Annotated in this window: 20 protein-coding genes; 9 read left to right on the forward strand and 11 right to left on the reverse strand. The window is 71.7% G+C overall.

The window, feature by feature from the left end; all coding sequences use genetic code 11:
* Positions 1–530: 530 nt before the first annotated feature.
* Positions 531–1,280, reverse strand: a complete 750-nt coding sequence (locus AC6JBM_RS28675; RefSeq protein WP_497977152.1) for an SDR family NAD(P)-dependent oxidoreductase — start codon at positions 1,278–1,280, stop codon at positions 531–533.
* Positions 1,281–1,390: 110 nt separating this feature from the next.
* On the opposite strand from AC6JBM_RS28675, the gene AC6JBM_RS28680 reads away from it, so the two are divergent.
* Both AC6JBM_RS28680 and AC6JBM_RS28685 read left to right on the forward strand, forming a co-directional pair.
* Complete coding sequence (locus AC6JBM_RS28680; protein WP_497977153.1) at positions 1,391–3,028, forward strand: FAD-dependent oxidoreductase; 1,638 nt, start codon at positions 1,391–1,393, stop codon at positions 3,026–3,028.
* Between the two features lie 10 nt (positions 3,029–3,038).
* Positions 3,039–4,292, forward strand: a complete 1,254-nt coding sequence (locus tag AC6JBM_RS28685) for a cytochrome P450 (RefSeq protein WP_497977154.1) — start codon at positions 3,039–3,041, stop codon at positions 4,290–4,292.
* Positions 4,293–4,796: 504 nt separating this feature from the next.
* Here the strand turns inward: AC6JBM_RS28685 and AC6JBM_RS28690 are convergent.
* Positions 4,797–5,411, reverse strand: coding sequence for a TetR/AcrR family transcriptional regulator (locus AC6JBM_RS28690; protein ID WP_497977155.1), 615 nt, complete (start codon positions 5,409–5,411; stop codon positions 4,797–4,799).
* Positions 5,412–5,466: 55 nt separating this feature from the next.
* Here AC6JBM_RS28690 and AC6JBM_RS28695 point away from each other — a divergent pair, with 55 nt between their 5' ends.
* Positions 5,467–7,047: an MFS transporter gene (locus AC6JBM_RS28695; protein ID WP_497977156.1), complete on the forward strand. Its 1,581-nt coding sequence runs from the start codon at positions 5,467–5,469 to the stop codon at positions 7,045–7,047.
* 540 nt (positions 7,048–7,587) lie between these two features.
* Here AC6JBM_RS28695 and AC6JBM_RS28700 read toward each other — a convergent pair.
* A complete protein-coding gene (locus tag AC6JBM_RS28700) occupies positions 7,588–7,782 on the reverse strand; it encodes a hypothetical protein (protein WP_497977157.1) in 195 nt (64 codons plus the stop codon).
* A gap of 230 nt (positions 7,783–8,012) precedes the next feature.
* Positions 8,013–9,005: a helix-turn-helix transcriptional regulator gene (locus AC6JBM_RS28705; protein ID WP_497977158.1), complete on the reverse strand. Its 993-nt coding sequence runs from the start codon at positions 9,003–9,005 to the stop codon at positions 8,013–8,015.
* A gap of 58 nt (positions 9,006–9,063) precedes the next feature.
* Here AC6JBM_RS28705 and AC6JBM_RS28710 point away from each other — a divergent pair, with 58 nt between their 5' ends.
* A complete protein-coding gene (locus AC6JBM_RS28710) occupies positions 9,064–9,513 on the forward strand; it encodes a hypothetical protein (RefSeq protein WP_344507128.1) in 450 nt (149 codons plus the stop codon).
* Positions 9,514–10,204: 691 nt separating this feature from the next.
* Entirely contained in the window at positions 10,205–11,029 is an 825-nt protein-coding gene (locus tag AC6JBM_RS28715) for a polysaccharide deacetylase family protein (RefSeq protein ID WP_497977159.1), read from the forward strand.
* 184 nt (positions 11,030–11,213) lie between these two features.
* Here AC6JBM_RS28715 and AC6JBM_RS28720 read toward each other — a convergent pair whose 3' ends face one another.
* The 4 genes from AC6JBM_RS28720 to AC6JBM_RS28735 all read right to left on the reverse strand — a co-directional run bounded on the left by AC6JBM_RS28720 (position 11,214) and on the right by AC6JBM_RS28735 (position 13,834).
* Positions 11,214–11,762 carry a dihydrofolate reductase family protein gene (locus tag AC6JBM_RS28720; RefSeq protein WP_497977160.1) on the reverse strand — a complete coding sequence of 183 codons (549 nt, stop codon included), beginning with the start codon at positions 11,760–11,762 and terminating at the stop codon, positions 11,214–11,216.
* Positions 11,763–11,995: 233 nt separating this feature from the next.
* A complete protein-coding gene (locus AC6JBM_RS28725) occupies positions 11,996–13,018 on the reverse strand; it encodes a hypothetical protein (protein WP_497977161.1) in 1,023 nt (340 codons plus the stop codon).
* A gap of 320 nt (positions 13,019–13,338) precedes the next feature.
* On the reverse strand, positions 13,339–13,563 hold the full coding sequence (locus AC6JBM_RS28730) for a hypothetical protein (RefSeq protein ID WP_497977162.1): 225 nt from the start codon (positions 13,561–13,563) through the stop codon (positions 13,339–13,341).
* A gap of 88 nt (positions 13,564–13,651) precedes the next feature.
* Positions 13,652–13,834, reverse strand: coding sequence for a hypothetical protein (locus AC6JBM_RS28735; RefSeq protein WP_497977163.1), 183 nt, complete (start codon positions 13,832–13,834; stop codon positions 13,652–13,654).
* A 162-nt stretch (positions 13,835–13,996) separates the two neighbouring features.
* On the opposite strand from AC6JBM_RS28735, the gene selA reads away from it, so the two are divergent.
* Positions 13,997–15,268 (forward strand): L-seryl-tRNA(Sec) selenium transferase, encoded by a 1,272-nt coding sequence (gene selA / locus AC6JBM_RS28740; protein ID WP_497977164.1) that lies wholly within the window; start codon positions 13,997–13,999, stop codon positions 15,266–15,268.
* Positions 15,269–15,270: 2 nt separating this feature from the next.
* Positions 15,271–17,163: a selenocysteine-specific translation elongation factor gene (gene selB, locus AC6JBM_RS28745; protein ID WP_497977165.1), complete on the forward strand. Its 1,893-nt coding sequence runs from the start codon at positions 15,271–15,273 to the stop codon at positions 17,161–17,163.
* A gap of 168 nt (positions 17,164–17,331) precedes the next feature.
* On the opposite strand, the gene AC6JBM_RS28750 is transcribed toward selB, so the two are convergent.
* Together AC6JBM_RS28750 and AC6JBM_RS28755 are read right to left on the reverse strand one after the other, a co-directional pair.
* Positions 17,332–18,591 (reverse strand): MFS transporter, encoded by a 1,260-nt coding sequence (locus AC6JBM_RS28750; RefSeq protein ID WP_497977166.1) that lies wholly within the window; start codon positions 18,589–18,591, stop codon positions 17,332–17,334.
* A gap of 128 nt (positions 18,592–18,719) precedes the next feature.
* Positions 18,720–19,283: a Clp protease N-terminal domain-containing protein gene (locus tag AC6JBM_RS28755; protein ID WP_497977167.1), complete on the reverse strand. Its 564-nt coding sequence runs from the start codon at positions 19,281–19,283 to the stop codon at positions 18,720–18,722.
* A 133-nt stretch (positions 19,284–19,416) separates the two neighbouring features.
* Here AC6JBM_RS28755 and AC6JBM_RS28760 point away from each other — a divergent pair, with 133 nt between their 5' ends.
* Positions 19,417–19,842, forward strand: a complete 426-nt coding sequence (locus AC6JBM_RS28760; protein WP_497977168.1) for a hypothetical protein — start codon at positions 19,417–19,419, stop codon at positions 19,840–19,842.
* Between the two features lie 275 nt (positions 19,843–20,117).
* Positions 20,118–21,242, forward strand: coding sequence for a condensation domain-containing protein (locus tag AC6JBM_RS28765; protein ID WP_350625564.1), 1,125 nt, complete (start codon positions 20,118–20,120; stop codon positions 21,240–21,242).
* Positions 21,243–21,426: 184 nt separating this feature from the next.
* Here the strand turns inward: AC6JBM_RS28765 and AC6JBM_RS28770 are convergent, their stop codons facing one another.
* Positions 21,427–23,760: a putative bifunctional diguanylate cyclase/phosphodiesterase gene (locus AC6JBM_RS28770; RefSeq protein WP_497977169.1), complete on the reverse strand. Its 2,334-nt coding sequence runs from the start codon at positions 23,758–23,760 to the stop codon at positions 21,427–21,429.
* Between the last annotated feature and the right edge of the window lie 34 nt (positions 23,761–23,794).

Consider the following 23,794-nt stretch of genomic DNA (forward strand, 5'->3'; position numbering starts at 1 on the left):
GGCGCCGGAAATGCATCAGCCATTCGCCGCGAACGTTCAACCTGAACTTCTCCTGCAACGCCATCCACTGCTCGTGGACGTCATCTGGACGCTGGTGGCCACACTCGACGGGACTGCGGCGGCTGCCCGCAGCTCTCACCGGATCGGCGCGGACGCAGAAGCCTGGACAGCCCTGCTGAAGAGCGGCTCGACCACCCGCGTTGCCGCCAAGATCCAGACCGGTCGGCACAGACGGACGCCGACCGACACGGACCGGTCTGGACCCTTCCGAAACAGCCGAACACATTTGGAACACATCAGGTCCACAATGGACAAACAATGAGAGGCGGTTGATCTACGTGCGGCGCGTATCCGCAGGTCCACGCGATCTAGCTTCCCAACGTCCGCCGGCGATGGGGCGATCGACGGGTGCGCATGCCGAGACGGTGCCCGGCGTGCTGAACGGTTGCGCTACATCCGATCACCACCGGAACACAACCGATCGCTGCGGCGTGGATCCGCACGGCGATAACCCGTCCGGGGTCGGTCGGTCAGAGCCCGCCGGAGACGGTGATATCGCTGCCGGTGACGTACGACGCCGCTGGGGAGATCAGCCACGACACGGCGTCGGCGATCTCATTCGGCCGGCCGGCGCGACCGAGTGGACTGCTCACGGCGGCTTCCTTGGCTCCTCGAGTTCCGGCCGCCATCTGCGTGTCGATGACACCTGGCGAGACGCTGTTGACCCGGATCCCTTCGGGGGCGACCTCGTGTGACAGGCCACGGCTGAACGACACCACGGCGCCCTTGGTGGCCTCGTACGGCACGAATCCCTGGATGCCGGGGGGCGCCTGGGCGGCGATCGAGGCGATGTTCACGATCGAGCCGCCCGTGCCGCCCCGCGCGGTGGACATCGCCTGCACGGCGTGCTTGGCGCAGACCATGGGGCCCACGACGTTGGTCTGCATCAGGCGGGTCAGGTGCTCTGCATCCTGCTCGTCGATACGAGCCTGGTCGCCGGCCGATCCGGCGTTGTTGACCAGCGCGGCCAGCGGGCCGACCTCCTGTCGTGCCCGGTCGAACAGCTCCGCGACGTCGCGCGGCGCCGTGACGTCCGCGCGCACGGCGACGGCCCGCCCACCGCGACCCCGGATGTCGGAGACGACGGACTCGGCGCCGTCGGCGTCCGCGGCGTAGTTGACAACCACGCCGTACCCGTCGTCGGCCAGCTTCTGCGCGATCGCGGCGCCGATCCCCCGGCTCGCACCGGTCACGATCGCCGCGCCCTTGGTCTGCGTCATGTGCTGCCCTCCCGTCGTTGGATGTTGTTCCAGTTTCCGCGACCCCGTGCCGCAACCCTCACCCGTTGTGGGCGGGGCGGGATGGGCCGGTTTCACCCGACGCTGGGGTCATGAGGGTCGTGGTGAACCTGACGCGATGCGAGGCGTACGCGCAGTGTGCCTTCCTCGCCCCGGACGTCTTCCGGATGTGCGGTGTCGAGGCGCTGATGTACGATCCGCAGCCCGACGATGCGCAGCGCGATAGAGTGTTGCGGGCCGCGGCGGCGTGCCCGGTGCAGGCGATCCTGGTCGACGACCTCGAGGACCGGGAGGTCCCGGCATCGGCCGGGCTCAGCGCCGTCCGGCTCGGCCAGCCCGCGCCGGATGATGGGTACCTGTCCTACCCGTGGCTCGCGTCGTTGCGGCGGACCGGCCGGATCGTGATCGTCGGCGGGTCGCTGGCCGGCCTGGCCGCCGCGGCGACGCTGCGCCGGGAGGGCTTCACCGGCACGCTGACCGTGATCGAGGACGAGCCCCACCAGCCCTACGACCGGCCCCCGCTGTCCAAACAGGTGCTCGACGGCTGGGTGGCGCCCGACCACACCACCCTGCCGTTCCGCCACGACGTCGACGCGCAGTGGCGCCTCGGCGTACCCGCCACCGGCCTCGACCTCACCGCGAAACAGGTGCGCCTCGGCGACGGCGGCACGGTCGCCTACGACCGGCTGCTGATCGCCACTGGCACCCGGGCACGGCCCTGGTTCAACGCCGAGGAGGCCGCCCTCGACGGCGTGTTCCTGCTGCGCACCCGCGACGACGCCGCCGGCCTGCACCGGCGCCTGGCCGAGCGACCCCGACGAGTGCTGGTCATCGGCGGCGGGTTCACCGGCTCCGAGGTCGCCTCGACCTGCCGCAACCGCGACCTCGACGTCACGCTGGTCGAGCGGGGACCTGCACCGCTGGTCGGCGCCCTGGGCGGGGTGATCGGCGCGGTCGCCGCCGACCTGCAACGCGCGCACGGCGTCGACCTGCGCTGCGGCGTCACCGTCACCGCGTTGGAGGGTGACAGCGGTGGACGGGTGCGCCGCGCGCATCTGTCCGACGGCAGCGTGCTTGACATCGACGTGGCGGTGGTGGCGTTGGGCGCGGTCCGCAACGTGGAATGGTTGCACGACTCCGGACTCGCCGTCGGCGAATGGGGCGTCGGCTGCGACGCGGGCTGCCGGGCCTTCGACGTCAACGGCGTGGTCTCCGACGACGTGTTCGTCGCCGGGGACGTGGCCCGCTTCCCGCACCCGCTGTTCGACTACCAGTTCCTAGCACTGGAGCACTGGGGCAACGCGGTCGCCCAGGCCGAGGTCGCCGCGCACAACATGATCAGCACACCGCAGCAGCGGTGGCCGCACGTGGCCAGCCCGGTGTTCTGGTCGGCCCAGTTCGGTACCAATATCAAATCTGTGGGTGTGCCGACCTTCGCCGACCAGGTCGTCATCGCTCAGGGCTCGGTCGCCGAGCGGCGGTTCGTGGCCGCCTACGGCTACCGAGGGCGGATGACCGCCGCGGTCGGGTTCGACCAGACCAAGTGGCTGGGGCACTACCAGGCGCTGATCGAGAACGCGGCGCCGTTCCCGCCCGACGGGCTCCCCGAAGGCCAGCGGCCGGTGCCGCCGGAACTGCCCGACCAGACCGCCCCCAGCCACCACGCCACCGTGACGGTGACCGGCCACGACCCGAGCGAGCGCCGCGCCAACCTGATTCACCACCACTAAGGAACTCGTCGTGCCACAGGCCAGCATCTTCCAGCAGATCCTCGACCCCGCGAACCGGGCCGACCCCTACCCGCTCTACGCCGAGCTGCGCAAGACACCGCTCACTCGGGAGGCCGACGGTACCTACCTGGTCAGCCGATACCGGGACATCGTCGCGCTGCTGCACGACCCACGGATCAGTTCCGACCCCCGCAGCCGCCCCGACATGGCCGACGGCGACGGTCCGCCGCTCGACTTCATCCGCCGCGACCCGCCCGAACACGACCGGCTGCGCGAGCTGGCCACCCGCCCGTTCGGGCCGCCCCACACGCCCGGCCGCATCGACGGAATGCGCCCCTGGCTCACCGAGGTCACCGACGAGCTGATCGACAACCTGGCCGGCAAAGACCGGGTCGACCTCGTCGACGACTTCGCCTACCCGCTGCCGGTGACCGCAATCTGCCGGCTGCTCGGCGTCCCCCGCGAGGACCAGCCGCGCTTCCACCGGTGGGCCGACGCATTCGTCGAGACCATCGACCCGACCACCGGGCCGTTCCCCGAGCGCCAGCGCAGGCGCAACGAGGTCGAGGCCGAACTCGGCGCCTACCTTGACGGACTCGCCGACACCCACGCCCGCCAACCCGGCGACGACCTCATGTCCGGCCTGCTCACCGACACCGGCCCCGGCGCCCCGATGTCCCGCGCCGACCTACTCGCCACCTGCGCGCTGCTCCTCGTCGCCGGTCACGAAACGACTGTCAACCTCATCACCAACGGCATGCTCACCCTGCTGCGCCACCCCGACGTGCTCGACCGGCTCCGCCACGACCCCGACCTGGTCATCCCGCTGGTCGAGGAGTTGCTGCGCTTCGAGCCACCGGTGCAGTTCCTGTCCAACCGCACCGCAACGGCCGACATCGCCGTCGCCGGCACCGTCATCCCCAACGGTTCCCCGCTGACGCTCGTGCTCGCCGCCGGCAGCCGCGACCCCGACCGCTTCCCTGATCCCGACACGTTCGACCCCGCCCGCACCGACAATGTGCACCTCGGCTTCGGCAACAGCATCCACTACTGCTTCGGCGCCCCACTCGCCCGGGTCGAGGCCCAAATCGCGTTGCCCGCACTCGCCCGCCGCCTGACCAACCCCCGCCTCGTCAGCGACCCGCCACCCTACCGGCCCAACCCGATCCTGCGCGGCCCCCGCCACCTCCCGGTCGACATCGACGCCGTCGCCCCAGCAGGCGAGGCGGCGGCCGGGCACCTCGACGTCCTCGGCGCCCGCTGACGGGTGCAGGCAACAGACCGCGGACCCAATCGCCGTACGCGTGTATATGCGGCTGACCGGAGATGGCGTGGCACGATATCGCGGCGCTCCCCGCGTGCGGGGTTGAAACCGACCGGGGACGGCGGTGAGGCCACCGCCAGCCGCAGCCACCGGCGGCGTGTTGTCGGTCGCTCGGTTGGCGGGTCTGCTGCAATAGACACCTGGTAGCTATACGCGCTGACGCGCGTTGGATCCTGGACGTCGGCGGCCGGTTTCACGCTCGGCGTCGCGTTCAAGCCGTCCGCCTGTCGAATTGCTCACCGCTGGTCACGACCATGATCCGTCCACGATGGACAGCGTGCGATTCCCGGCATGGGAAGGTTTGCCGGGCAGCAGTTGTGCACCCTGGCCATCGACACCGCCGTCGCGGGATTCACCGCGAGCGCGGTCACCGTGGGGTGAGCGGCGGCACCGCCGCGCAGCCTCCCGGCGCCGGGCCGCCGTATCAGGTCGCCGCGACAGCCGCTATCCGGGACCGGTCGCTGAACCGTCACGGTCCGCGACGAAGGTGTGTGTCAGAGTGCGGGCGAGCAATTGACCGGCTTCGTCCGCGGTTCTGCGTCCGACCAGCACTTCCTCGTTGGCCGCGCGGCCGAGCCCATGGATCATCGCGTACATCCACTCGGGCGTGAGATCGGTGTGGAGCTCACCCCGCTCGGCGGACTTGGTCAGCCACATGAGCAGCGGCTCATCGGCGGCGGGGTGGCGCAGCGGCGCGTCGGTGACGCTGCCGGAACGGTTGTCCAGGAACCGGTAGCGTTCTCCGACCCGGATGATCCCCGGCCCGAGCCGGCCGAAGACTTCGGTCGCCGTGGCGTCCGGCGTGATCGCGGTCGTGACGACGGCCCGTTCCTCCTCCACGACGAGGTCGATGAGCGCCCGGATGAGGTGTTCACGCGTCGGAAAGTGCCGATAGACGGTGATCCGCGCCACGCCGGACTCCGCGGCGATCTGCCGCATGCTCGCCTCCGGGTCGGCCGCGAGTATCCGAATCGCCGCGGCGATCACCGCATCCCGGTTGCGCCGGGCGTCCTGCCGCAGTGCCTGTTCGGTCGCATCAAGATGACTGGCGTCGCCCACGAGTAAATGATACAACATGTCACAACTGATACAGCATGTTTCATTTGGAGGGCGCGTGGGCGCGATCGAAGCAACGGGCATCAACCGCACCCGCCCGTCGAGGCGGAAGCAAAGGATGGCCCTCGTCGCGGTGGCGTTGGGCGTGGTGATGGTCAGCCTGGACGGAACCGTCGTCCACATCGCCAACCCGACGATCGCCCGCAGCCTCGGCTCGTCGATGACCGGTCTGCAGTGGGTGACCAACGGCTACCTTCTCGCCCTAGCGGTGACGTTGATCGTCGGCGGCAAGCTCGGCGACAGGTTTGGCCGGCGCAGGATCTTCGTGATCGGCGTCGCCGGTTTCGCGCTCGCGTCCCTCGGGTGCGCTCTGTCCCCGTCGACCGCGGCACTGATCGCCTTCCGCGTGCTGCAGGGACTCGCCGGAGCGATGCTGGTACCGAACACCCTCGCGATCCTGAAGTCGACGTTCCCAGCGTCGGAGTTGCACCGTGCCATTGGGATGTGGGGTGCCGCGTCGGCGTTCGCCGCCGCCGCTGGACCGATCATCGGCGGACTGCTGGTGGAGTACCTGTCCTGGCCGGCGATCTTCGTGTTGAACGTCCCGATCGGGTTGGCCGCCGCCGCGTCGGCGCTGCGGTGGGCCGGCGAGAGTCGCGCCCCGGGTTGTGCCGACCGGTTCGACATCGTCGGCGCCGGTGTGCTGGCCGGGGCGATGTTCGTCCTGGTGTGGTCGTTGACCGGCGCAACCGGCCGCGAATGGTGGTACTGGGCCGCGGGCGTGCTCGCGGCGCTGGTCCTGCTCGCCGGGTTCGTGATCCGGCAGCGACGGTTCCCCGCGCCGATCCTCCCGCTGTCGCTGTTTCGTTCCCGGGCGTTGTCGGTGGGTGTCGTCCTGCTCGTGACCGGAAACATTGCGTTGTACGGAGTGCTGTTCTCCATCGGTCTGTACATGCAGAACGTGAACGGCTGCACGCCGCTGGAGACCGGCGTTCGCCTGCTGCCGCTGATGGGGATGTTCATGGTCGGCTCGCCGCTGGGCGGACGCTTGACCGGGCGGCTGGGTTCGCGTTGGCCGCTCGCCCTCGGAATGGCGCTGCTCGCGGCGAGCTTCGTCGGGCTGGTCGGCCTGGCCGCGGGCTCCCCCTACGGCCGGCAGTGGCCGTGGCTGGTCCTGCTGGGCCTCGGCATGGGAATGGTCGTGGTCGCCGGGACCGAGGCCGTCGTCGGAACGGCTCCCGTACAGCACGGCGGAGTCGCCGGGGGCCTGCAGACCACCGCGAATCAACTCGGCGGCGTGCTCGGCACAACGGTGTTCGGGACGGTGATCGCGACGATCGTCGCGCGGACGCTGCCGGCAGAACTGCGCACCGCCGGCGTCCCCGACGCGATCGCGGAACAGGTCGCCATCCACAAGGGCCTGGCCGAACAGGGAATCGCTCCGCTCGGCGCACGGCTGAACCTCACCGGGCAGTTCGACGACGTGGCCGCGGCGGCCATCACTCGTGCGACGGAACGCGCCTTCATGTCCGGCCTGCACACCGTCATGTGGATCGGCGCCGGCATCGCGCTCCTCAGCGCGCTACTGGCGCTGCTGATCCCGGCCCGCAACGCTCCGCCGCATGCATCCGGTCGGTAGACGAGGATGCGGGGACGGGACTGCGGAGATAGGCAAGGGCCTCCATGATCGACGGTGCTAAGCAACGATGACCATGGAGGCCACGTGCACGTCGATCTGGAGATCCTTGCCGCTACCCTGTCGCAATACATTGTGACAATGCAAGATGCGGGTACAGTCCTGGTATGCCGATCCACCACGCGGTGCTCTCACTGCTGGCCCACGGGCCCAGCTACGGATACGAGCTCAAGAGCGCCTCCGAAGCGGCAGTCGGCCCGCAGTGAGGCCGCTGAACACCGGCCACCTGTACCAGATCCTCGACCGTCTGTGCCGCGACGGCATGGTGAGCTCCGAACGACGGGTCCCAGGCGGTGAAAACCGGACCGCGTGATCTACGAGACCACCGAAGCTGGAGCAGTCGAGCTGCGGCGCTGGCTCTCCGAAGCAAGCCCCCGTAGCGGCGGCTTCCGGGACGACCTATGCCTGAAAGTGACAGCGGCCGCACGAACAGGCGATTCGGATACGGTGCAGATGGTGCTCGGCCGGCAGCGCACTCATCTGCTAAGGGAACTTCGCAACCTCGACGGCCTGCGGCCGCGCGGCGACAGACCCGGTGGTCGCCTGTTGCTGTCGTCCGCAACCCGGCACGTGCAGGCGGACCTGTCCTTCATCGACGAGGAAGTCGTCGTCACGGAGCTCCGCGACCTTGAACCACTCGCCGAGCAGCATCGACGCCCCGACGATCGCCGTGCTCACCAGCAGCCCAACGACGGCCGGTCCGAGTTTGGCCAGCGCCTTGTCGCGGTAGCTCGGGGTGGGGAATCGCAGTATCTCATCCGCCGATTCCGAAGCGGGGTCCAGGCGGCGGACAGCAGCCAGCCCACCGACCCACCGGTTCGACCGCCGCGTGCAACGCCTCGCATATGGTCGGCAGCGACTTCAGCCAGCCCGCGCGCTGCGGCTGCCGCACAAGCGGACTCGATATGTCAATCCTTCGACGTCGTCGGGTACAGCCTGGTCATTGCCCGGAGCGTAGTGGTGATGCGTGCGACCAGCTCGGGAGGGGCGAGCGCCTGCGCGTCCGCGCCGAGCCGGAGCAAGCTGGCAGCGGCGTGGTCCACGTTTTCCAGCGGGATGGTGACGCGTCGCCATCCGGCCGGGTCGGCGGGTGTGAGGGTGCGCGCTGCCAGCCGGCCGGCCCTCGGGCCAAGGATGTCAGGTAGCGCGGCGATCCCGGCGGGCGACAGGCGTACCACGGCAACCTCGGCCGTTTCGGCCCGCTCGTATCGTTCGACGTGTGCGTGCCAGAACGTGATCAGGTCGAAGCCGTCCGGGCGGGTGAACAGCTCCGGCAGCTGCCGGAGCTCGACGATGGCGGAGACCCGGTAGGTGCGCGGCTCACCGCTCCCGGCGGCGATCAGATACCAGACTCCCGCCTTGAGGACGAGTCCGAGCGGGTGCAGCCGCCGGCCGACCACGCCCGGCCGAGGGGCCCAGCGACGGTACCGGACCTCGATGACCTGGTCCTGCCAGAGCGCCTCCGCGACGGCGAGCAGGTGCGGCACCGCGTCCGGCTCCCGGTACCAGCCCGGCGCGTCGAGGTGGAAGCGCTGCCGGATCCGTCTCGACGCCTCCCGGTACGGGGTGGGCAACGCGGCCATCAGTTTGAGTTCGGCGGCGGCTACCTGGGCACCGAGTCCCAGCTCGGCGGCCGGCTGCGGCATGCCGGTCAGGAACAGCGACTCGGCCTCGTCAGCGGTCAGCCCGGTCAACCGGGTGCGGTAGCCGTCCATCAGCTGGTAACCGCCGGTGGGTCCCTGCTCGGCGTAGATCGGCACGCCCGCCGCGGCCAGCGCCTCGACGTCGCGGTAGACGGTCCGGGCGGTGACGCCGAGCTCCGCGGCGAGTTGTGCGGCGCTCATCCGCCCACGGTTCTGCAGCAACAGCAGCAGGGACAACAACCGGCTGGCACGCACCACGACAGTCTTCCAGACCACTGACAGAAGATGTCAGGGGTAGCGCCCCATGATCGCCGGCATGAACGACTTCGACTTCATCATCGGCTCGTGGAACGTGGCCAACCGACGCCTCAGGACGCTCTTCGCCGGCAGCGAGGAGTGGGACCACTTCCCGAGCACGGTGACCAGCCAGAGCATCTTCGACGGTGCCGGCAACACCGAGGAGATCGTCTTCCCGACGCTCGGCAGCCGCGGCTTCTCGCTGCGACTGTTCGACGTCGAACGCAAGGAGTGGTCGATCCACTGGGCGAGCAGCACCACCGGCCTGCTCTACCCGCCGGTGGTGGGCACCTTCACCGACGGCCGCGGCGACTTCTACGGCGACGACACCCACGACGGAAGGCCGATCAAGGCGCACTTCATCTGGTCAGACATCACCTCCACCTCGGCACGTTGGGAGCAAGAGTTCTCCGCGGACGGTGGACATACGTGGGAATCCAACTGGGTCATGGAATTCTCCCGCGCCTGACCAGCGGCCGGCGACACGGCATCACCGCACTGGTACTCGCCGTCGGCGACCGACCGGCGTCCCCGGCTGTCGATGTGGACAGAAATCGCAGTACCAGGCAACGGCCGCAGCGCCACCCCATGCCAAGCCGTCGCCTGTATCCACGCGCCCACCCCATCCATCGGACACCATCCAGCCGAGCGGTTCACCTGTTCTCGACGTGCAGGCCTCGCCGCCGCAACCGACGTCTGCCGGCGGTCGTAACGGACGGGTCATCGGCGTCTCAGGGTTGTGCCTCAACGGGGGCACCGGCCCGCGTGCCGACAGAGTCCGCAGGCGCAGCTGCGACGACAGTCCGGGCCAGACGTAAACCGGGTGCGGGCGACGGCACCCGCAGAATCAGGGCCGATGCCTGCAGGCGGCAGGCGGTCAGGCCACCCTGCAGACCTGCGACGGTGACCCGCCCAACAATGGCGGCCGGGAGCCGCGGGTTCGTTGATCAGTCCGGCGTCGGAGCTGTGTCTCGGCGGGCCGGACGACGACGAGGATGGTAGGGCCTCGCAGCGCATGGCGGCCTGCAGCCAGTCCGCTGCGCAACGGTGGACCTTGCCGTAGCGAGCGGCGGGCGCCTCACGGCCGGCGGCCACCGCTCGCCCGCGGTTTCGCCCCCGACGTCGCTCCGGGCACGTCGGCCTCTGGCTAGGCTCGGCCAATGCTGGTCCGCGTCGTCAAGATGCACTGGATGCGCCTGCTGTTGGTCACGTTGTTGCTGGCCACGGCCCTCGTGGCGGATGGCGAGATCACCGCGCACGGCGTGCGTCCGGCCTCCGCCGGTGCCCACCCGTCGGCATCGCCGACCGCGACGGCATCGCCGAGTGCCTCGCCGCCCCCCGGCGTCTACGCCGACCGCCTGCCGCGGTTCGACAAGCCCCCGCCGGCCGTCCGCACGGCCGCGGCCGAGGACGGCGCCTTGCCGTGGATCGCGCGGGTGCCGACCGATCAGCGGGTCGCGTTCCTCACCATCGACGACGGCTGGGTCAAGCATCCCGAGGCGGCCGAGCTGCTACGGGAGGCGCACGTGCCCGTGACGCTGTTCCTCACGATCAACGCCATCAGCGACAACCCGGAGTACTTCCGGACGCTGCAGGGCCTCGGCGCGGTGATCGAGGCGCACACGATCACGCACAACAAGCTGACCGGCCTGTCGTACGACGCGCAGCGGCAGGAGATCTGCGGCTCGGCCGACCGGCTCGGCGAGCTCTACGGCCGTCGGCCGACATTGTTCCGACCGCCGTTCGGCGAGAAGGACGCGACGACGTTGCGCGTTGCACGCGACTGCGGGATGAAGGCCGCGTTCTTCTGGAAGGAGTCGGTCAATCAGGGCAACGTCTGGTACCAGGATGTCAAGGTCGTCCAGCCAGGCGACGTCATCCTCATGCACTTCCGCGACCAGTTCGTCGAGGACTTCATCGGCGCGCTGCAGGGCATCAAACGGGCCGGCCTGACGCCAGCCCGCCTGGAGGACTACTTCTCCTGATCGGCCCGGTGCGATCAGCCGGGGATCCAGCCGAAGGTGGCCGGGTTCGGCGGGATGCCGTCAGCCGGCCACTGCTCCAGTGCCGACACGAACGCCTCGGACGCAAGATCCTCGGCGATGTCGAGGCTCCCGATCCGGCGGGCGAGCTGACCTCCCAGATCCAGTAGCCCGCGATCACCTCAGTTCAGGCGGTGGTGACGCGGTAGGTCGACACGACCACCCCGGACTCGAAGGTGGTGGTCTCGAAGTGCGCGAGGCCGGTTCGGCTCTCGGCGCGGAACAGCGGCTCGCCACTGCCCTTGAGGACCGGGTAGGTCCAGATCTTGTACTCGTCGAGGAGGCCGGCCGTCGCGAGTGCATCGGTCAACCGGCCGTTGCCCCAGATCAGGATGTCGGTGCCATCGGTGTCCTTGAGTGCCTTGACAGTAGTCAGCAGCTCGGCGCCGGCGATGACGGTCGTCGGGTTCCAGGCGCTGGTGTCGACCGGCTGGGAAGCGACGACGTATTTGTGCATGGCGTTGACGTGGTCGGCGTACGGGTTGCCACCCATGTTGGGCCACGCCTGCGCCATGCCCTCGTAGGTGATGCGGCCCAGGATCAGCGTGTCGGCGCTGAGCACCAGATCCAGGGCGTACCGCATGGCCGCCGGGTCGTTGTATGCCAGCGACCACTCGTGGGGGTTGTCGATGAAGCCGTCGACAGTGCTGTAGGTCGAAGCGATGATGCGTCGCATCAGGTCTCCCCGGGTGGTGGGCCGGCTGTTCCGGCCCGCACCCGTCCTTCGCGCGACAGCGCGCCGTTTCGACATAGAACCAAACACGCGTACCGCGGATGAGCGGATGGAGCGTGTGGGCGGCTGCTCACGGCCATCGGGTTCAACGGTTCGCCGGCCGCAGCTCATAGCGGAGCCGCGGTGGGCCGACGAGCAGTGCCCGAGCTGGGATACTGGGAGACAGCCCTGATGTGCTACCGGAACTCGACCGCGCGGACCTCGGGAACGCCATCGAGTGACTGCCCACCCCCGGACCGTCGCATGATCCAGCCCGCCGCGAGCCCAGTCAACACGCCCGTCAGCGCGTACAGGGTGTCGGTGTCGGCGCCGTTCACCGGCGGGCTTCCGGCAAGCCCGGTGATGATCGCGGGCACCGGCAGCATCATGCCGAGCAGCACCGTGAGCACGACGGCGAACGGATAGCCCAGCAACGCGGAGAACAGCACGACCGGGTAGCGCCACCAGGCCTCCCGCCTGTACCAATCAACGGGCGCGGTCACGGTGAGCGCCGCCGCGCCGAAGACGCTCATCGCGCCGAACCGCGTGCCGGGTGCGATCTGCCGCAGCAGCACCACGGCGGCGACGGCCGTGACGGCCAAGGCGATCGCCAGCACCCTCCGGCGCCGGCTCGGCGCCGCGGCGAGCATCGCGGACAGCCAGGCCACGGCAAGCAGGCCGCCGACACCGATCGCCGCCGGATCAAGGCTCGCCTCGGTATCCGTCGGCGACTCGATCGCCGCGGCGAGCGGCATCGTCGCGGCAGCCACCGCCGCGGCCAACACCACCGCCCGGGCCGGGCCGGCAGCCGGGCCCCTCGCACCATCCGGATCGGCAGCCCGTGCGGACCGCACCGGACCCGATCGCGTCAGCGCGAGCCAGCCGGCCGTCACCACCACGACGGCACCGACAGCGAACGGGATCGTCGCGGTAACGTCGAGCCGGTCGCACACGAGGTCGGCCGCGACGACCACGGTGAACCCGGCGACCAGACACCAGGACCGGACACGACCGAGTCCAGCCGCCGAGGACCGTGCCGCCACAACGAAGGCGACAGCAACTGCGACGATCGCCATCCAGCGCAGGTCACGGGCCCAATAGGTGTTGTTGCTCGCCACCTCTTCGCCGACCGGCTCGGCCGACGACTGCAGTCTGGTCAGCCCGACCGCCCAGAACACCGCACCGGCCCACAAGATCATCAAGCCGAAGAGCCGCCCCATCCACGGATGCTACATCGAGCACCGCCGACATTCTGCCGCTTACGCGCGAGGTCCGCGCTTTCGACGCGTCGCGTGGCTTCGATGAAGGCCGGGTCGCTGACGCCGGCGCAGGGTCCCCTGCCAAGGCGAGCTACTGCACGCCCGCACATCGGCAGATCCGCGTGCCGAACCGCCAGCTGGGCCGTCACGGTCTGTAGCGTGTGGATCGCGGCATGTACGTGTTTTCCACGGCCGACCGGCTCAAGGTGAACGAGTGCCGCTCACCTAGTCCACCAGGCGAATCTGCATGCTTCCGGGCCAGGCGGGTGCCGAGCACGCGGTCAGGTGTCGTCGCGGCGGGGTGAGCCGGGCAGGGTGACCAGGCCCAGGCGCTCCAGGCGCGCCCAGATGCCCCCGCGCGTCCGGCCGAACTCCTTGACCAGGTCCTGCACCGGGGCACCGTCCCGGTGGCGCCGTTTCAGGCGTTCGTCGTCGGCCTTGCTCCACGAGCGGTACGCGTTCGGGTAGCGCAGCCGGACCTTGTCGAAACCATGACCCTTCGGCACAGCGAGTCCTCCTTCAACGCAGGCGTCAGCCGCGCCGGCTCATTGGCGTCGGCTGTGGATTCCGGATGACAACGGACGAGCCGGACTGCTACGAGCGCTGCTCCCCGCCGAGCTGGCGGCGCAGCCAGCAGCACGCCGCCGCCGTGCCCAGGCACCAGCCGGCCCAGGCCATGACGTCGGCGGCGGCACCCAGGTGGCCGCGGGCGGCCGCGCCGACCGCCGGCCGAAGGTTGCCCGTCCAGCCCTGGACGGTCGACGTGCGCGTGGCCATCACCGGTACCCACTCTCGTCGATGTCACATGCAGCATGCGGGCCGTCACCAAGCCCGCGCCAGATTCGATCGCGGCCTGTGGATAACTCCGCGCTGTTAGCGTTGACTCGGCTACAAATGACGCGTTGACCAACGGAAACTTCCGGAAAGTGGGGGGCTGACGTGGATCCGCGCAGGGCGGTGCCCAGGACCGATACGGTGCTCGATGACCCGCGCCTGGCGGGGTTCCCGCGCGACCGGGCCCGGGCGGTCGTGCGCGAGGAGCTCGACCGCATCCGGCGGGGTGAGCTCGAGGCGGCCGAGGTGGTCGGGGCGGCCGAGCGGAGACTGCGCCGGACGCACAGCATGCGGGCCGTGCTCAACGCGACCGGGGTGGTGCTGCACACCAACCTGGGGCGGGCCGCGCTGTCGCCGGAGGCGGTGCAGGCGATCGTCGACGCCGCCGGACCGACCGACGTGGAGCTCGACCTGGAGACCGGCCGGCGGGCGCGGCGCGGGCGGGGGGCCCTGCAGGCGCTGGCGGAGGCGGTTCCGGGAGCACAGGCCGTACACCTGCTGAACAACGGTGCCGCCGCGCTGGTGCTGGCGGCCACCGGATTGGCGCAGGGGCGCGAGATCGTCGTCAGCCGAGGCGAGCTCGTCGAGATCGGCGACGGGTTCCGGCTGCCGGATCTGCTCGCGTCGACGGGCGCGCGGCTGCGTGAGGTGGGCACGACCAACCGCACATCGCTGGAGGACTATCGCGTTGCGCTGGGGCCGCAGACCGGTTTCATCCTCAAGGTTCACCCGTCGAACTTCTTCCAGCGCGGGTTCGTTGCATCAGTACCGGTAGACGCACTCGCCACCCTCGACGCCCCGCTCGTCGTGGACATCGGATCCGGGCTCCTGCGACCCGATCCGCTGCTGCCCGAGGAGCCCGACGCCGGCTCGGTGCTGCGCGACGGGGCCGACCTGGTGACGGCCAGCGGGGACAAGCTGCTCGGCGGGCCGCAGGCGGGGCTGCTGCTCGGCCGGGCCGACCTGGTCGAACGACTTCGGCGGCACCCGCTCGCACGTGCGCTGCGCGTCGACAAGCTCACCCTCGCCGCGCTGGAGGCGACGCTGCTCGGGCCGGAGACGCCCACGTGGCGCGGCCTGCGCGCGGACGTCGACCGGCTCCGGCAGCGGGCGACGGCGATCCGGCAGGAGCTCGGCGGCCTCGACGCCGAGGTCGTGGACTGCGTCGCGGTGGTGGGCGGCGGCGGGGCGCCCGCGGTCGAGCTGGCGTCGGCGGCGCTGGCGCTGCCGGCCGAGCTGGCGCTGCCGCTGCGGCTCGGCGACCCGCCCGTGCTCGGCCGGGTCGAGCGGGACCGCCTGCTGCTCGACCTGCGCTGCGTGCCCGAGTCGGAGGACAAGGCCGTGGCGGCGGCGGTGCTCCGAGCGGCGGGCCGCTGATCATGTGGGTCGTCGCCACCGCCGGGCACGTCGACCACGGCAAGTCCACGCTCGTGCGGGCGCTGACCGGGATGGAACCCGACCGCTGGGCCGAGGAGCGCCGCCGCGGGATGACCATCGACCTCGGCTTCGCCTGGACGCGGCTGCCGTCGGGGCAGACGGTCGCGTTCGTGGACGTGCCCGGGCACGAGCGGTTCGTGCCCAACATGCTCGCCGGCGTCGGCCCGGTGCCGGCCGCCATGCTCGTCGTCGCCGCCGACGAGGGCTGGAAGCCGCAGACCGCCGAGCATCTGGCGGCGCTGGAGGCGCTCGGCGTCCGGCATCTGCTGCTGGTCATCAGCCGCGCGGACCTCGCCGATCCCGGCCCGGCCTTGCGGCAGGCCCGCACCCACCTGGCCTCCTTCGGCGCCGTCGAGGCGGTCGCGGGCACCGGCCCTCACCCGGCCTCGCCCGAAGCCGTCGAAGCGGGCGCGGCCGCCGGACCCGACGAGTCCGGCACCGCCGAGGCGATCGCGGCCACCGGCCCCGACTCCCCCACGCGGCAGGCCCTCAATCACCCGGCCTCACCCCAAACCGTCGAAGCGGTCGCGGTCAGCGCGGTCACCGGCGCCGGCCTCGACGAGCTGCGCGCCGCGCTGGACCGTCTCGGCTCCGCCCTGCCGCCGCCCGACCTCGACGCGCCCGTGCGGCTGTGGATCGACCGCGCGTTCACCATCCGCGGCAGCGGCACCGTGGTCACGGGCACCCTGGGGGCGGGGCGCCTGACCGCGGAGGCCGATCTGGAGCTGCATTCGGCTGCGGTACGAGTACGAGGTCTGCAGTCCCTCGGCTCCTTCGTGTCCACAGTGGATGCCGTGGCGCGCGTCGCCGTGAATCTGCGCGGCGTGGAGCGCACGGCGGTCACCCGCGGCGACGCGCTCGTCTCACCCGGCCGGTTCGTCTTCGCCGACCTGATCGACGTGCGCGTCCACGGCGATCCGGTGGCCGAGCTGCCGGTCTCGGTGGTGTTCCACATCGGCTCGGCGGCGGTCGCGGCCCGGGTCCGCCCGCTCGGCCCCGACACCGCGCGGCTGCGCCTGGCCCGACCGCTGCCGTTGCACCTGGGCGACCGGGCGCTGCTGCGCGACCCGGGCCTGCACCGGGTGCCGGGCGGCGTGACGGTCCTGGACGTCGCCCCGCCCCCGCTGAACCGCCGCGGCGCCGCCGCCGCGCGCGCCCGGGAGCTGTCCGCGATGGACGGCCGCCCCTCCCTCGCCGACGAGGTCCGGCGCCGCCGCATCGTCGACGCCGAGTCCCTGCTCCGGATGGGCGTTCCCGACCCGGGCACCGGCTGGCTGATCGACCCGGCCTACGAGTCCGAGCTGCGGGCCGGGTTGATCTCGGAGGTCCGGGCCTACGCCGAGCAGAACCCCGTCGAGCCGGATCCGCCGGTGGACGTCGTACGCCGCCGCCTGGGCCTGCCCGACCGCTCCCTCGTGGAACGGCTCCTGTCCCCGCCCCTGACGATTCGCGACGGCCGCATTGGCACCGGCGCGGGGCTGCCCGCGAGGCTGGCCCGGGCCGTGGACGCCGTCCGCGCGGACCTGGCCGCGAACCCGTTCGCCGCGCCGGAGGCCGACCGCCTGACGTCGCTCGGGCTGGGCGCGAAGGAGCTCGGGGCCGCGGCGAAGGCGGGCCTGCTCCTGCGCATCGCAGACGGCATCGTGCTCCTGCCGGACGGCCCGGCGACGGCCCTCGAGCGACTGGCGGACCTGCCGCAGCCGTTCACCCTGAGCGAGGCCCGGCAGCGCCTGGGCACGACTCGGCGCGTGGCGGTGCCGCTGCTGGAGTTCCTGCACCGCCGCGGCGCCACGAGACGCACCGAGGACGGGCGGCACACCGTCGTCGGCGACTGAACACCGTGCCCGCGGTCAGGGCGCAGGCCCGTCTACGGCGAGCAGGGCGCACACCGGACCCGGCCACGGCGCGCCACAAAGGTGGTCCAGGCTCCACCGGCCGCCGCGCCTCGCCCCGCAAGGTGATCCAGGTTCCAACGGCCGCGCCACGCGACCGAGCGCCGTCTGTCACCGAACGGCGTTCGCAGTGTCCTGGGCCGGGAAGTCGCGCAGTGTGCGGGCCTCGGTGGCGAGCAGGGGCAGGGGGGCGATGACGTAGAGGACGGCGAGTACCCACATGGCGGGCCGGATGCCGAGCGCCGACGCCAGCAGGCCCGCGGTCGCCGCGCCGAACGGGACGGTGCCGAAGACGAAGATCCGCGATGCCGCGGTGACCCGGCCGAGCAGGTGCGCGGGCACGAAGTTGCCGCGGAACGTCATCGTCATCACGTTGGACATGGTGGCTCCGGCCAGCGCGAGGAAGGAGCCCGCCGCGAACAGTGTCAGGCGCCAGCCGTGTCCGCCGAGCGGCAGCAACAGCACGAACGGGGCGGCCGCGAGGTTCGCCGCCAGGTAGGTGCGGGCGCTGCCGAAGCGGCGGGACGCGGGTGAGGCGAGTGCGGCGCCGAGGATGGCGCCGAGGCTGCCCACGCCGATCACCAGGCCCGCGGTCCCCGGTGCGGTCCCCTCGGCACGCACCAGGAAGACGACGCGCAGGGCCGTGATGCCCAGCATCGCGAAGTTCGTCGCCGCCGCGACCACCAGCATGGCCTGCAGCAGGCGCCCGCGCACGATGAAGCCGATGCCCTCGGCGACCTGGCGCAGCATGCCCGGGCGATCGACCGCGGACGGGCGCGGCTCCGGCCCGGAGCGCAGGCCGAGCAGGCAGGCCGCCGACACGAGGAAGGTGACGGCGTCGATGAGGACCCCGCTGACCGCACCGGCCGCCTGGGCCAGCAGCCCGCCGAGGCCCGGGCCGACGACCAGGGCGATCGACGCGCTGGTCTGCAGCCTGGCGTTGCCTTCCATGAGGTCGTCGGCGCCGACGAGACGGGGCAGGAACGCGTTGAACGCCACGTTGGCGAAGACACCGGCGGCCCCGGCGAGCAGCGCAGCCACCACCAGCAGGGTCATGCTCAGCGCGCCGGACCAGGCCGCGAGCGGGATGACGACGAGCACCGCCGCCGAGACGATGTCGGCGACCAGCAGCGTGCGGCGGCGCGGCCAGCGGTCGACCCAGACGCCGACCGGCAGGCCGATCAGCAGCCACGGCAACCAGGTGGCGGCGGTGAGCAGGGCGACCATGGCCGGGCCGGCATGCAGGGTCGAGACCGCCACCAGCGGGAGTGCCACCGTCGAGATCGCGGAGCCGACCGCGCTGGTGGACTGGCCGATCCACAGCAGGGCGAAGTTCCGCGTCCGCAGCAGCCCGCCGACGGGTCGCTTCATGAGCTGAGCGGCCGTTGCCTCGGACCGTCGATCATCTGGGCAGCATCACACGACGTGTGAGGGACCGTCGATCGCATTAGGAGCAGGAGGAGGAGCAGGAGGAGCAGGAGGAGGAGCGGCGGTGGGGGCTACGGGCCGCTCCAGATGCACAGGGCCAGCACGACGGCGAGCGCGACGACGGCGATCGCGATCGTGTACGCCGGGGACAGGCCCGGCTGCTTGCCGCCCGTCAGGTTGGCCCGGGCCGCCTTCCATTCGCGGCGGTCCTTCGCCGAGGGTGTCTCCGCCGGCTTCTCCAGGTGCGTGCCCCCGGCCAGGCGGGTCAGCAGCTCGTCCACCGCCTCCCGCGTCGCGCCGCGCTCGGCGAGCCAGTCGGCGGCCGAGGACGTGCGGACCAGGGCGGCCAGGAGGTGTTCGGTGCCGATGTGCTCGGCGCCCGACTCCAGGGCCACGCGCAACGACTGCTCCAGCACGGCCTTGGTCGCCGGGTCGAACGGGGTCTCCGTCGGGGAGGGCGGCAGGTCGGCGGCGGGCCACGGGTCGGTCCAGATCGCGGCCGCGTTGCCGGCGCGGTGGGCGTGCAGGGCCTGGGCCAGGTCCATCGGGGAGATCGTGGTGCGGGCGTCGGCGGTGGCGAACGAGGGCAGCCGGGCGATCACGGCACGGGCATCGGTCGTGAAACGGGAGAACACGAAAGACCTTTCTACCCCAGCCCGGAACGCCCGGCGCCGGCACGGGCATCGGTCGTGCAACGGGAGAACACGAGAGACCTTTCTACCCCAACCCGGCACCGCGGCGGCAACCGGAGGCACGCACGCTTCAGCCATGACCCGCAAGGTATTCACGGCAATGGCAGCCGTGGTCGCCGTGGCGGCGCTCGTGCCGAGTCCAGCACACGCGGCGCTGCCCCCGCCCACCACAAATGCCACGGCCACGGCCACGGCCACGGCCACGAAGCAACAGGCCAAGGCCCGTGCCATGTGGTTATGGTCGCAGGCGAACCCGGCCGCCGTGGTCGCCTGGGCGAACAAGCAGGGCGTGAAGGAGATCTTCGCGGCGGTGCCCTGGCAGCCCGTCCGGCTCGCGGCGGAGACCCAGCCGGCGAGCGACTGCACCTACTGCACCTTCGCCGGCCGGACCCAGGCCGCGCTCCAGCAGCAGCTCGCCGCGATCGACGCGGGCGCCCGGGGCTACGGCACCTACCAGGGCATCGCGGCACACGACTACGACACCTGGTCAAACATCAACTGAGCACCGTACGCTACGACCCGACGCCGATGCGTTCTGCTGCGACCCGCCACGTTGTGCAGTCCGCCTCAGCCCGCCGCGCGCCGTGGCCGGACGGGTTCGGGAGGCCGTGCACTGCCGTCTACGAGGATGGGAGGGCCGGCGGGATGTCTGCTGCGCCGGAACGAGTCAGCGTCGGGTTCGAGGGTGATTCGGCGGGCGAGGGCCCGCTGTCGTGGGGTCAGCTGGAGAACTGGTCCGCGATCGTGAAACAGGGCACGTGGCTGCCGTTAGGCGGGGTGAAACCGTTAGCCCCCGGCACCACCGTCGACGACGTGGCCGACGAGCTGCGATACCTCATGAGCCGCTACGAGCCGATGCGCACCCTGCTGCGGTTCGCGCCCGACGGCACGCCGACGCAGGTGGTGTACCGCAGCGGCGAGATCGACCTCGAGATCGTCGACGCGGGCGAGGCCGATGCCCAGCGCGTCGCCGACGAGCTCTGCGACGCGTGGCGGGGCAAGCAGCTCGACTTCGCCACCGAGTGGCCGCTGCGCATGGCGGTCGTGCGCCGCGACGACACGCTCACGCACATGGCGGTGCTCATCTCGCACTTCGTCACCGACGCGGCCGGCGCGCTGACGATGCTCGCCGAGGTCGCCGCGCGCACCGACACGCCGGTCCAGGGGCTGCAGCCGCTCGCGCAGGCGCACTGGCAGTCGTCGCCGGCCGGGCAGCGGCACAACGCGGCGGCGCAACGCTACTGGGAGGGCATCCTGGGCACGGTCGCGCCGGACCGGTTCCCGAAGCCGCAGGTCACCGAGGCGCCCCGGTACTGGCACGGCGAGTACACCTCCCCCGGCCTCGGCATCGCGGCGCGCCACTGGGCCCAGAGCACCGGCCTGGACAGCTCGACCGTGCTCCTGGCGGCGTTCGCGGGCGCGCTGCACAACGTGCTCGGCACCGACCCGGTGGTCATCCGGCCGATGGTGAGCAACCGGTTCCGGCCGGGACTCGCCGGTGTCGTGTGCACACTCGCGCAGGCCGGGCTGCTCAGTCTGCCGGCCGCGGGCGGGGACTTCGCCGAGCTGCTCGCGCGGGCGCGGCGCGTGACGACGGCGGCGTACAAGTATGCGTACTTCCACCACGCCGGCATGCAGGAGCTCATCGACCGGTACGACGTCGAGATCGGCTGCTACTTCAACGACCGCCGCGGCCCGTCCCGCGACGAGCCGATCGAGCCCGGCGAGTCCGCGTTCCGCTGGGTCACGGCCCAGGACGCGCCGTCGTTCGAGCCGCTGTTCGTGCACGTGGACGACGTGCCGGGCACGCTGCGCCTGAGCCTCTACCTGGACGCGGCCCACCTCGAACCGAAGGCCGCGGAAGAGATCATGCGGGAAATGGAGCGTCTGGCCGCACCATAGGCCACGCCTGTGCAGGGCCGGAAATGGAGCGTCTGGCCGCATCATAGGCCACGCCTGTACAGGGCCGGAAATGGAGCGTCCGGCCGCACCATAGGCCACGCCTGTACAGGGCCGGAAATGGAGCGTCCGGCCGCACCATAGGCCACGCCTGTACAGGGCCGGAAATGGAGCGTCTGGCCGCGCCTTACAAGGCGGGAAATGGAGCGTCCGGCCGCGCCGTAGCGGCGTCCACAACGTCCAGGGCGTCCGCCGGGGCGATCGAGGCCAACGGGCCCGACGCCCCGAAGCGATGCCCCTGGCCGAAGCGGCAGCCGAGCGCCGCCATCGCCGAGGCCTGCTCGTCGGTCTCCACGCCCTCGGCCACCACGGCGACGCCCATCCCCGTGCAGATCTGCACGATCGAGCGGCAGATGGCCTCGCTGCGGCCCCCGCCGACCGTGAACGTGCGGTCGAGCTTGACCTCGTCGACGGGCATGGCGTGCAGCTGGGCGAGGGCGTTGTACCCGGTGCCGAAGTCGTCGAGCGCGAAGCGCACCCCGAAGCGGCCCAGGCGGTGCACGGCCGCCGCGGCCTCGGCGAGGTCGGGCAGCGGCGCGGTCTCCGTCAGCTCCAGCACCAGCCGGTGCGGGGCGAGGCCGTGCCGGAGCACGGCCTCGCGCACGGTGTCCTCGTGCTCGGGGCGGCCCAGGCGCGCGGCCGAGGCGTTGACGTGCACGGCGATCCCGGCCCACGGGCCGCGGAAGGCGGCGGCGTCGCGGCAGGCGCGGTCGAGCACGAAGTCGTCGACGAGCCGGATGAGGCCGATCTCCTCGGCGGTGGCGATGAACACGTCGGTGGGGACCGGGCCGAGGCTCGGGTGGGTCCAGCGGGCGAGCGCCTCGACGGCGACGACGGTGGCGTCGGCCAGCCGGACGATCGGCTGGTAGTGCACGTCGAGGCCGTTGCCGTCGCGCAGGGTGGCGGCGAGCGCCTCGGCCAGATCCGAGCTGCCCCGGCCGTCCGGGAGGTCGACGCGGTACCGCACCAGCGTCCCCTTCCCCTGGCGCTTGCCCGCGTACATGGCGGCGTCGGCCCGGCGCAGCAGCGCGTCGGCGCTCGGCACGGTGCCGTGCTCGCCCGCCTGCACGAGCCCGACGCTCACGCCCACCGTGACGCTCTCGCCGTCGAGCTCGAAGGGCCGGCCGATGGCGTCCATGATGCGCTCGGCCGTCTCGCCGGGGTCGCCGCCGCCCTCGAGCAGCACCGCGAACTCGTCGCCCCCGACCCGGGCCACGGTGTCGGAGTCGCGCACGGCCGCGCGCAGCCGCCCGGCGGCGTGGCGCAGCAGCCGGTCCCCGGTGTGGTGGCCAAAGCGGTCGTTGACGGCCTTGAAGTCGTCGAGGTCGCAGAAGAGCACGGCCAGCGGGCGGCCGTCGCGGTGGTGCAGGGCCAGCGCGTGCTCGAGCCGGTCGTGGAACAGCACCCGGTTCGACAGGCCGGTGAGCGCGTCGTGGAAGGCCTGGTACGTCAGCCGCGCCTGGCTGTCGGAGACGCGGTCGAGCAGCATCGCGTTCTCGATGAGCGTCACCGCCTGGCGGATGATGAGCAGCGAGATGACCGCGGTCTCCACGGCGATCTCCACGCCGTCCATGCTGATGCCCCGCACGAGCTGGACGATGAGCAGCACGCCGGTGCCGGCGACGGGGACGTAGGGCAGCATGAGGTGGGCCCAGCGCGCGTGCCGGGCGGCCGGGCGGGCCGTGTCCGGGCGGGCCGGGGTGAGCGCGGCGACGGCGACGAGCGCCATGCCGGCGACGAACCCGGCGTCGGCCAGCGGCGGCATGCTGTCGGCGCCCTTGGAGACCAGGTAGGCGAAGACGCTGTCGGAGAAGGTCAGGCACAGCAGCCCGGCGCCGAGGATCGTCAGCTGGCCGCGGCCGGCCGGCGCGGACGCGGCCAGCAGCAGGATGACGATGACGGTCAGCACGAGGTCGGTGACCGGGTAGGCGATGGCGACGGAGTACGCGAACGGGCTCGCCGCGCCCGCGCGCGCCACCGAGCCGAGCGTGGTCGCCCAGGTGAGCACGAACAGCGCGCCGACCACGATGAGCCCGTCGAGCACCATCACCAGCTGGCCGGGGCGCCGCCGCGGGGCGTCGGCGGGCGGGCGGGCGGCCGCGAGCGAGACGACGGCCGGCAGCGCGAAGACGGGCAGGGTCAGGTAGCCGGCATCGGCGAGCGACGGTGAGGGCAGGGCGTTGTCCCGGAACAGCTGGTAGAAGCTCCAGATGAACTGGCCGATGGTCCAGCCGCAGGCGGCCGCGCCCATCCAGAGCCGCCAGCGCCGCTGGGCGCCGGTGTGCCGGGGCGCGCCGAGCCAGCAGGCGAGGGTCGCCGCGAGCCCGGCGCCGAACTGGCCGAGGTCGTCGACGAACTGCGACCACCACGGGGAGAGCAGGCCCGAGCCGCCGACCCCGACGACGACGGCCACGGAGACGGCCGCGACGAGCAGCGGCTTCGACGCAGGTCCGCGCGGCAACTGAATCCATCCTCACCCGACGTGATCAGGACGG

The organism is Dactylosporangium thailandense (assembly GCF_059739745.1).

Bases quoted from the DNA above. Each gene is read 5' to 3' on its own strand.
- AC6JBM_RS28675 (WP_497977152.1), bottom strand. From the start codon at position 1,280: ATGACGCAGACCAAGGGCGCGGCGATCGTGACCGGTGCGAGCCGGGGG.
- AC6JBM_RS28680 (WP_497977153.1), top strand. From the start codon at position 1,391: ATGAGGGTCGTGGTGAACCTGACGCGATGCGAGGCGTACGCGCAGTGT.
- AC6JBM_RS28710 (WP_344507128.1), top strand. From the start codon at position 9,064: ATGAACGACTTCGACTTCATCATCGGCTCGTGGAACGTGGCCAACCGA.
- AC6JBM_RS28715 (WP_497977159.1), top strand. From the start codon at position 10,205: ATGCTGGTCCGCGTCGTCAAGATGCACTGGATGCGCCTGCTGTTGGTC.
- AC6JBM_RS28720 (WP_497977160.1), bottom strand. From the start codon at position 11,762: ATGCGACGCATCATCGCTTCGACCTACAGCACTGTCGACGGCTTCATC.
- AC6JBM_RS28725 (WP_497977161.1), bottom strand. From the start codon at position 13,018: ATGGGGCGGCTCTTCGGCTTGATGATCTTGTGGGCCGGTGCGGTGTTC.
- AC6JBM_RS28735 (WP_497977163.1), bottom strand. From the start codon at position 13,834: ATGGCCACGCGCACGTCGACCGTCCAGGGCTGGACGGGCAACCTTCGG.
- selB (WP_497977165.1), top strand. From the start codon at position 15,271: ATGTGGGTCGTCGCCACCGCCGGGCACGTCGACCACGGCAAGTCCACG.
- AC6JBM_RS28750 (WP_497977166.1), bottom strand. From the start codon at position 18,591: ATGAAGCGACCCGTCGGCGGGCTGCTGCGGACGCGGAACTTCGCCCTG.
- AC6JBM_RS28760 (WP_497977168.1), top strand. From the start codon at position 19,417: ATGACCCGCAAGGTATTCACGGCAATGGCAGCCGTGGTCGCCGTGGCG.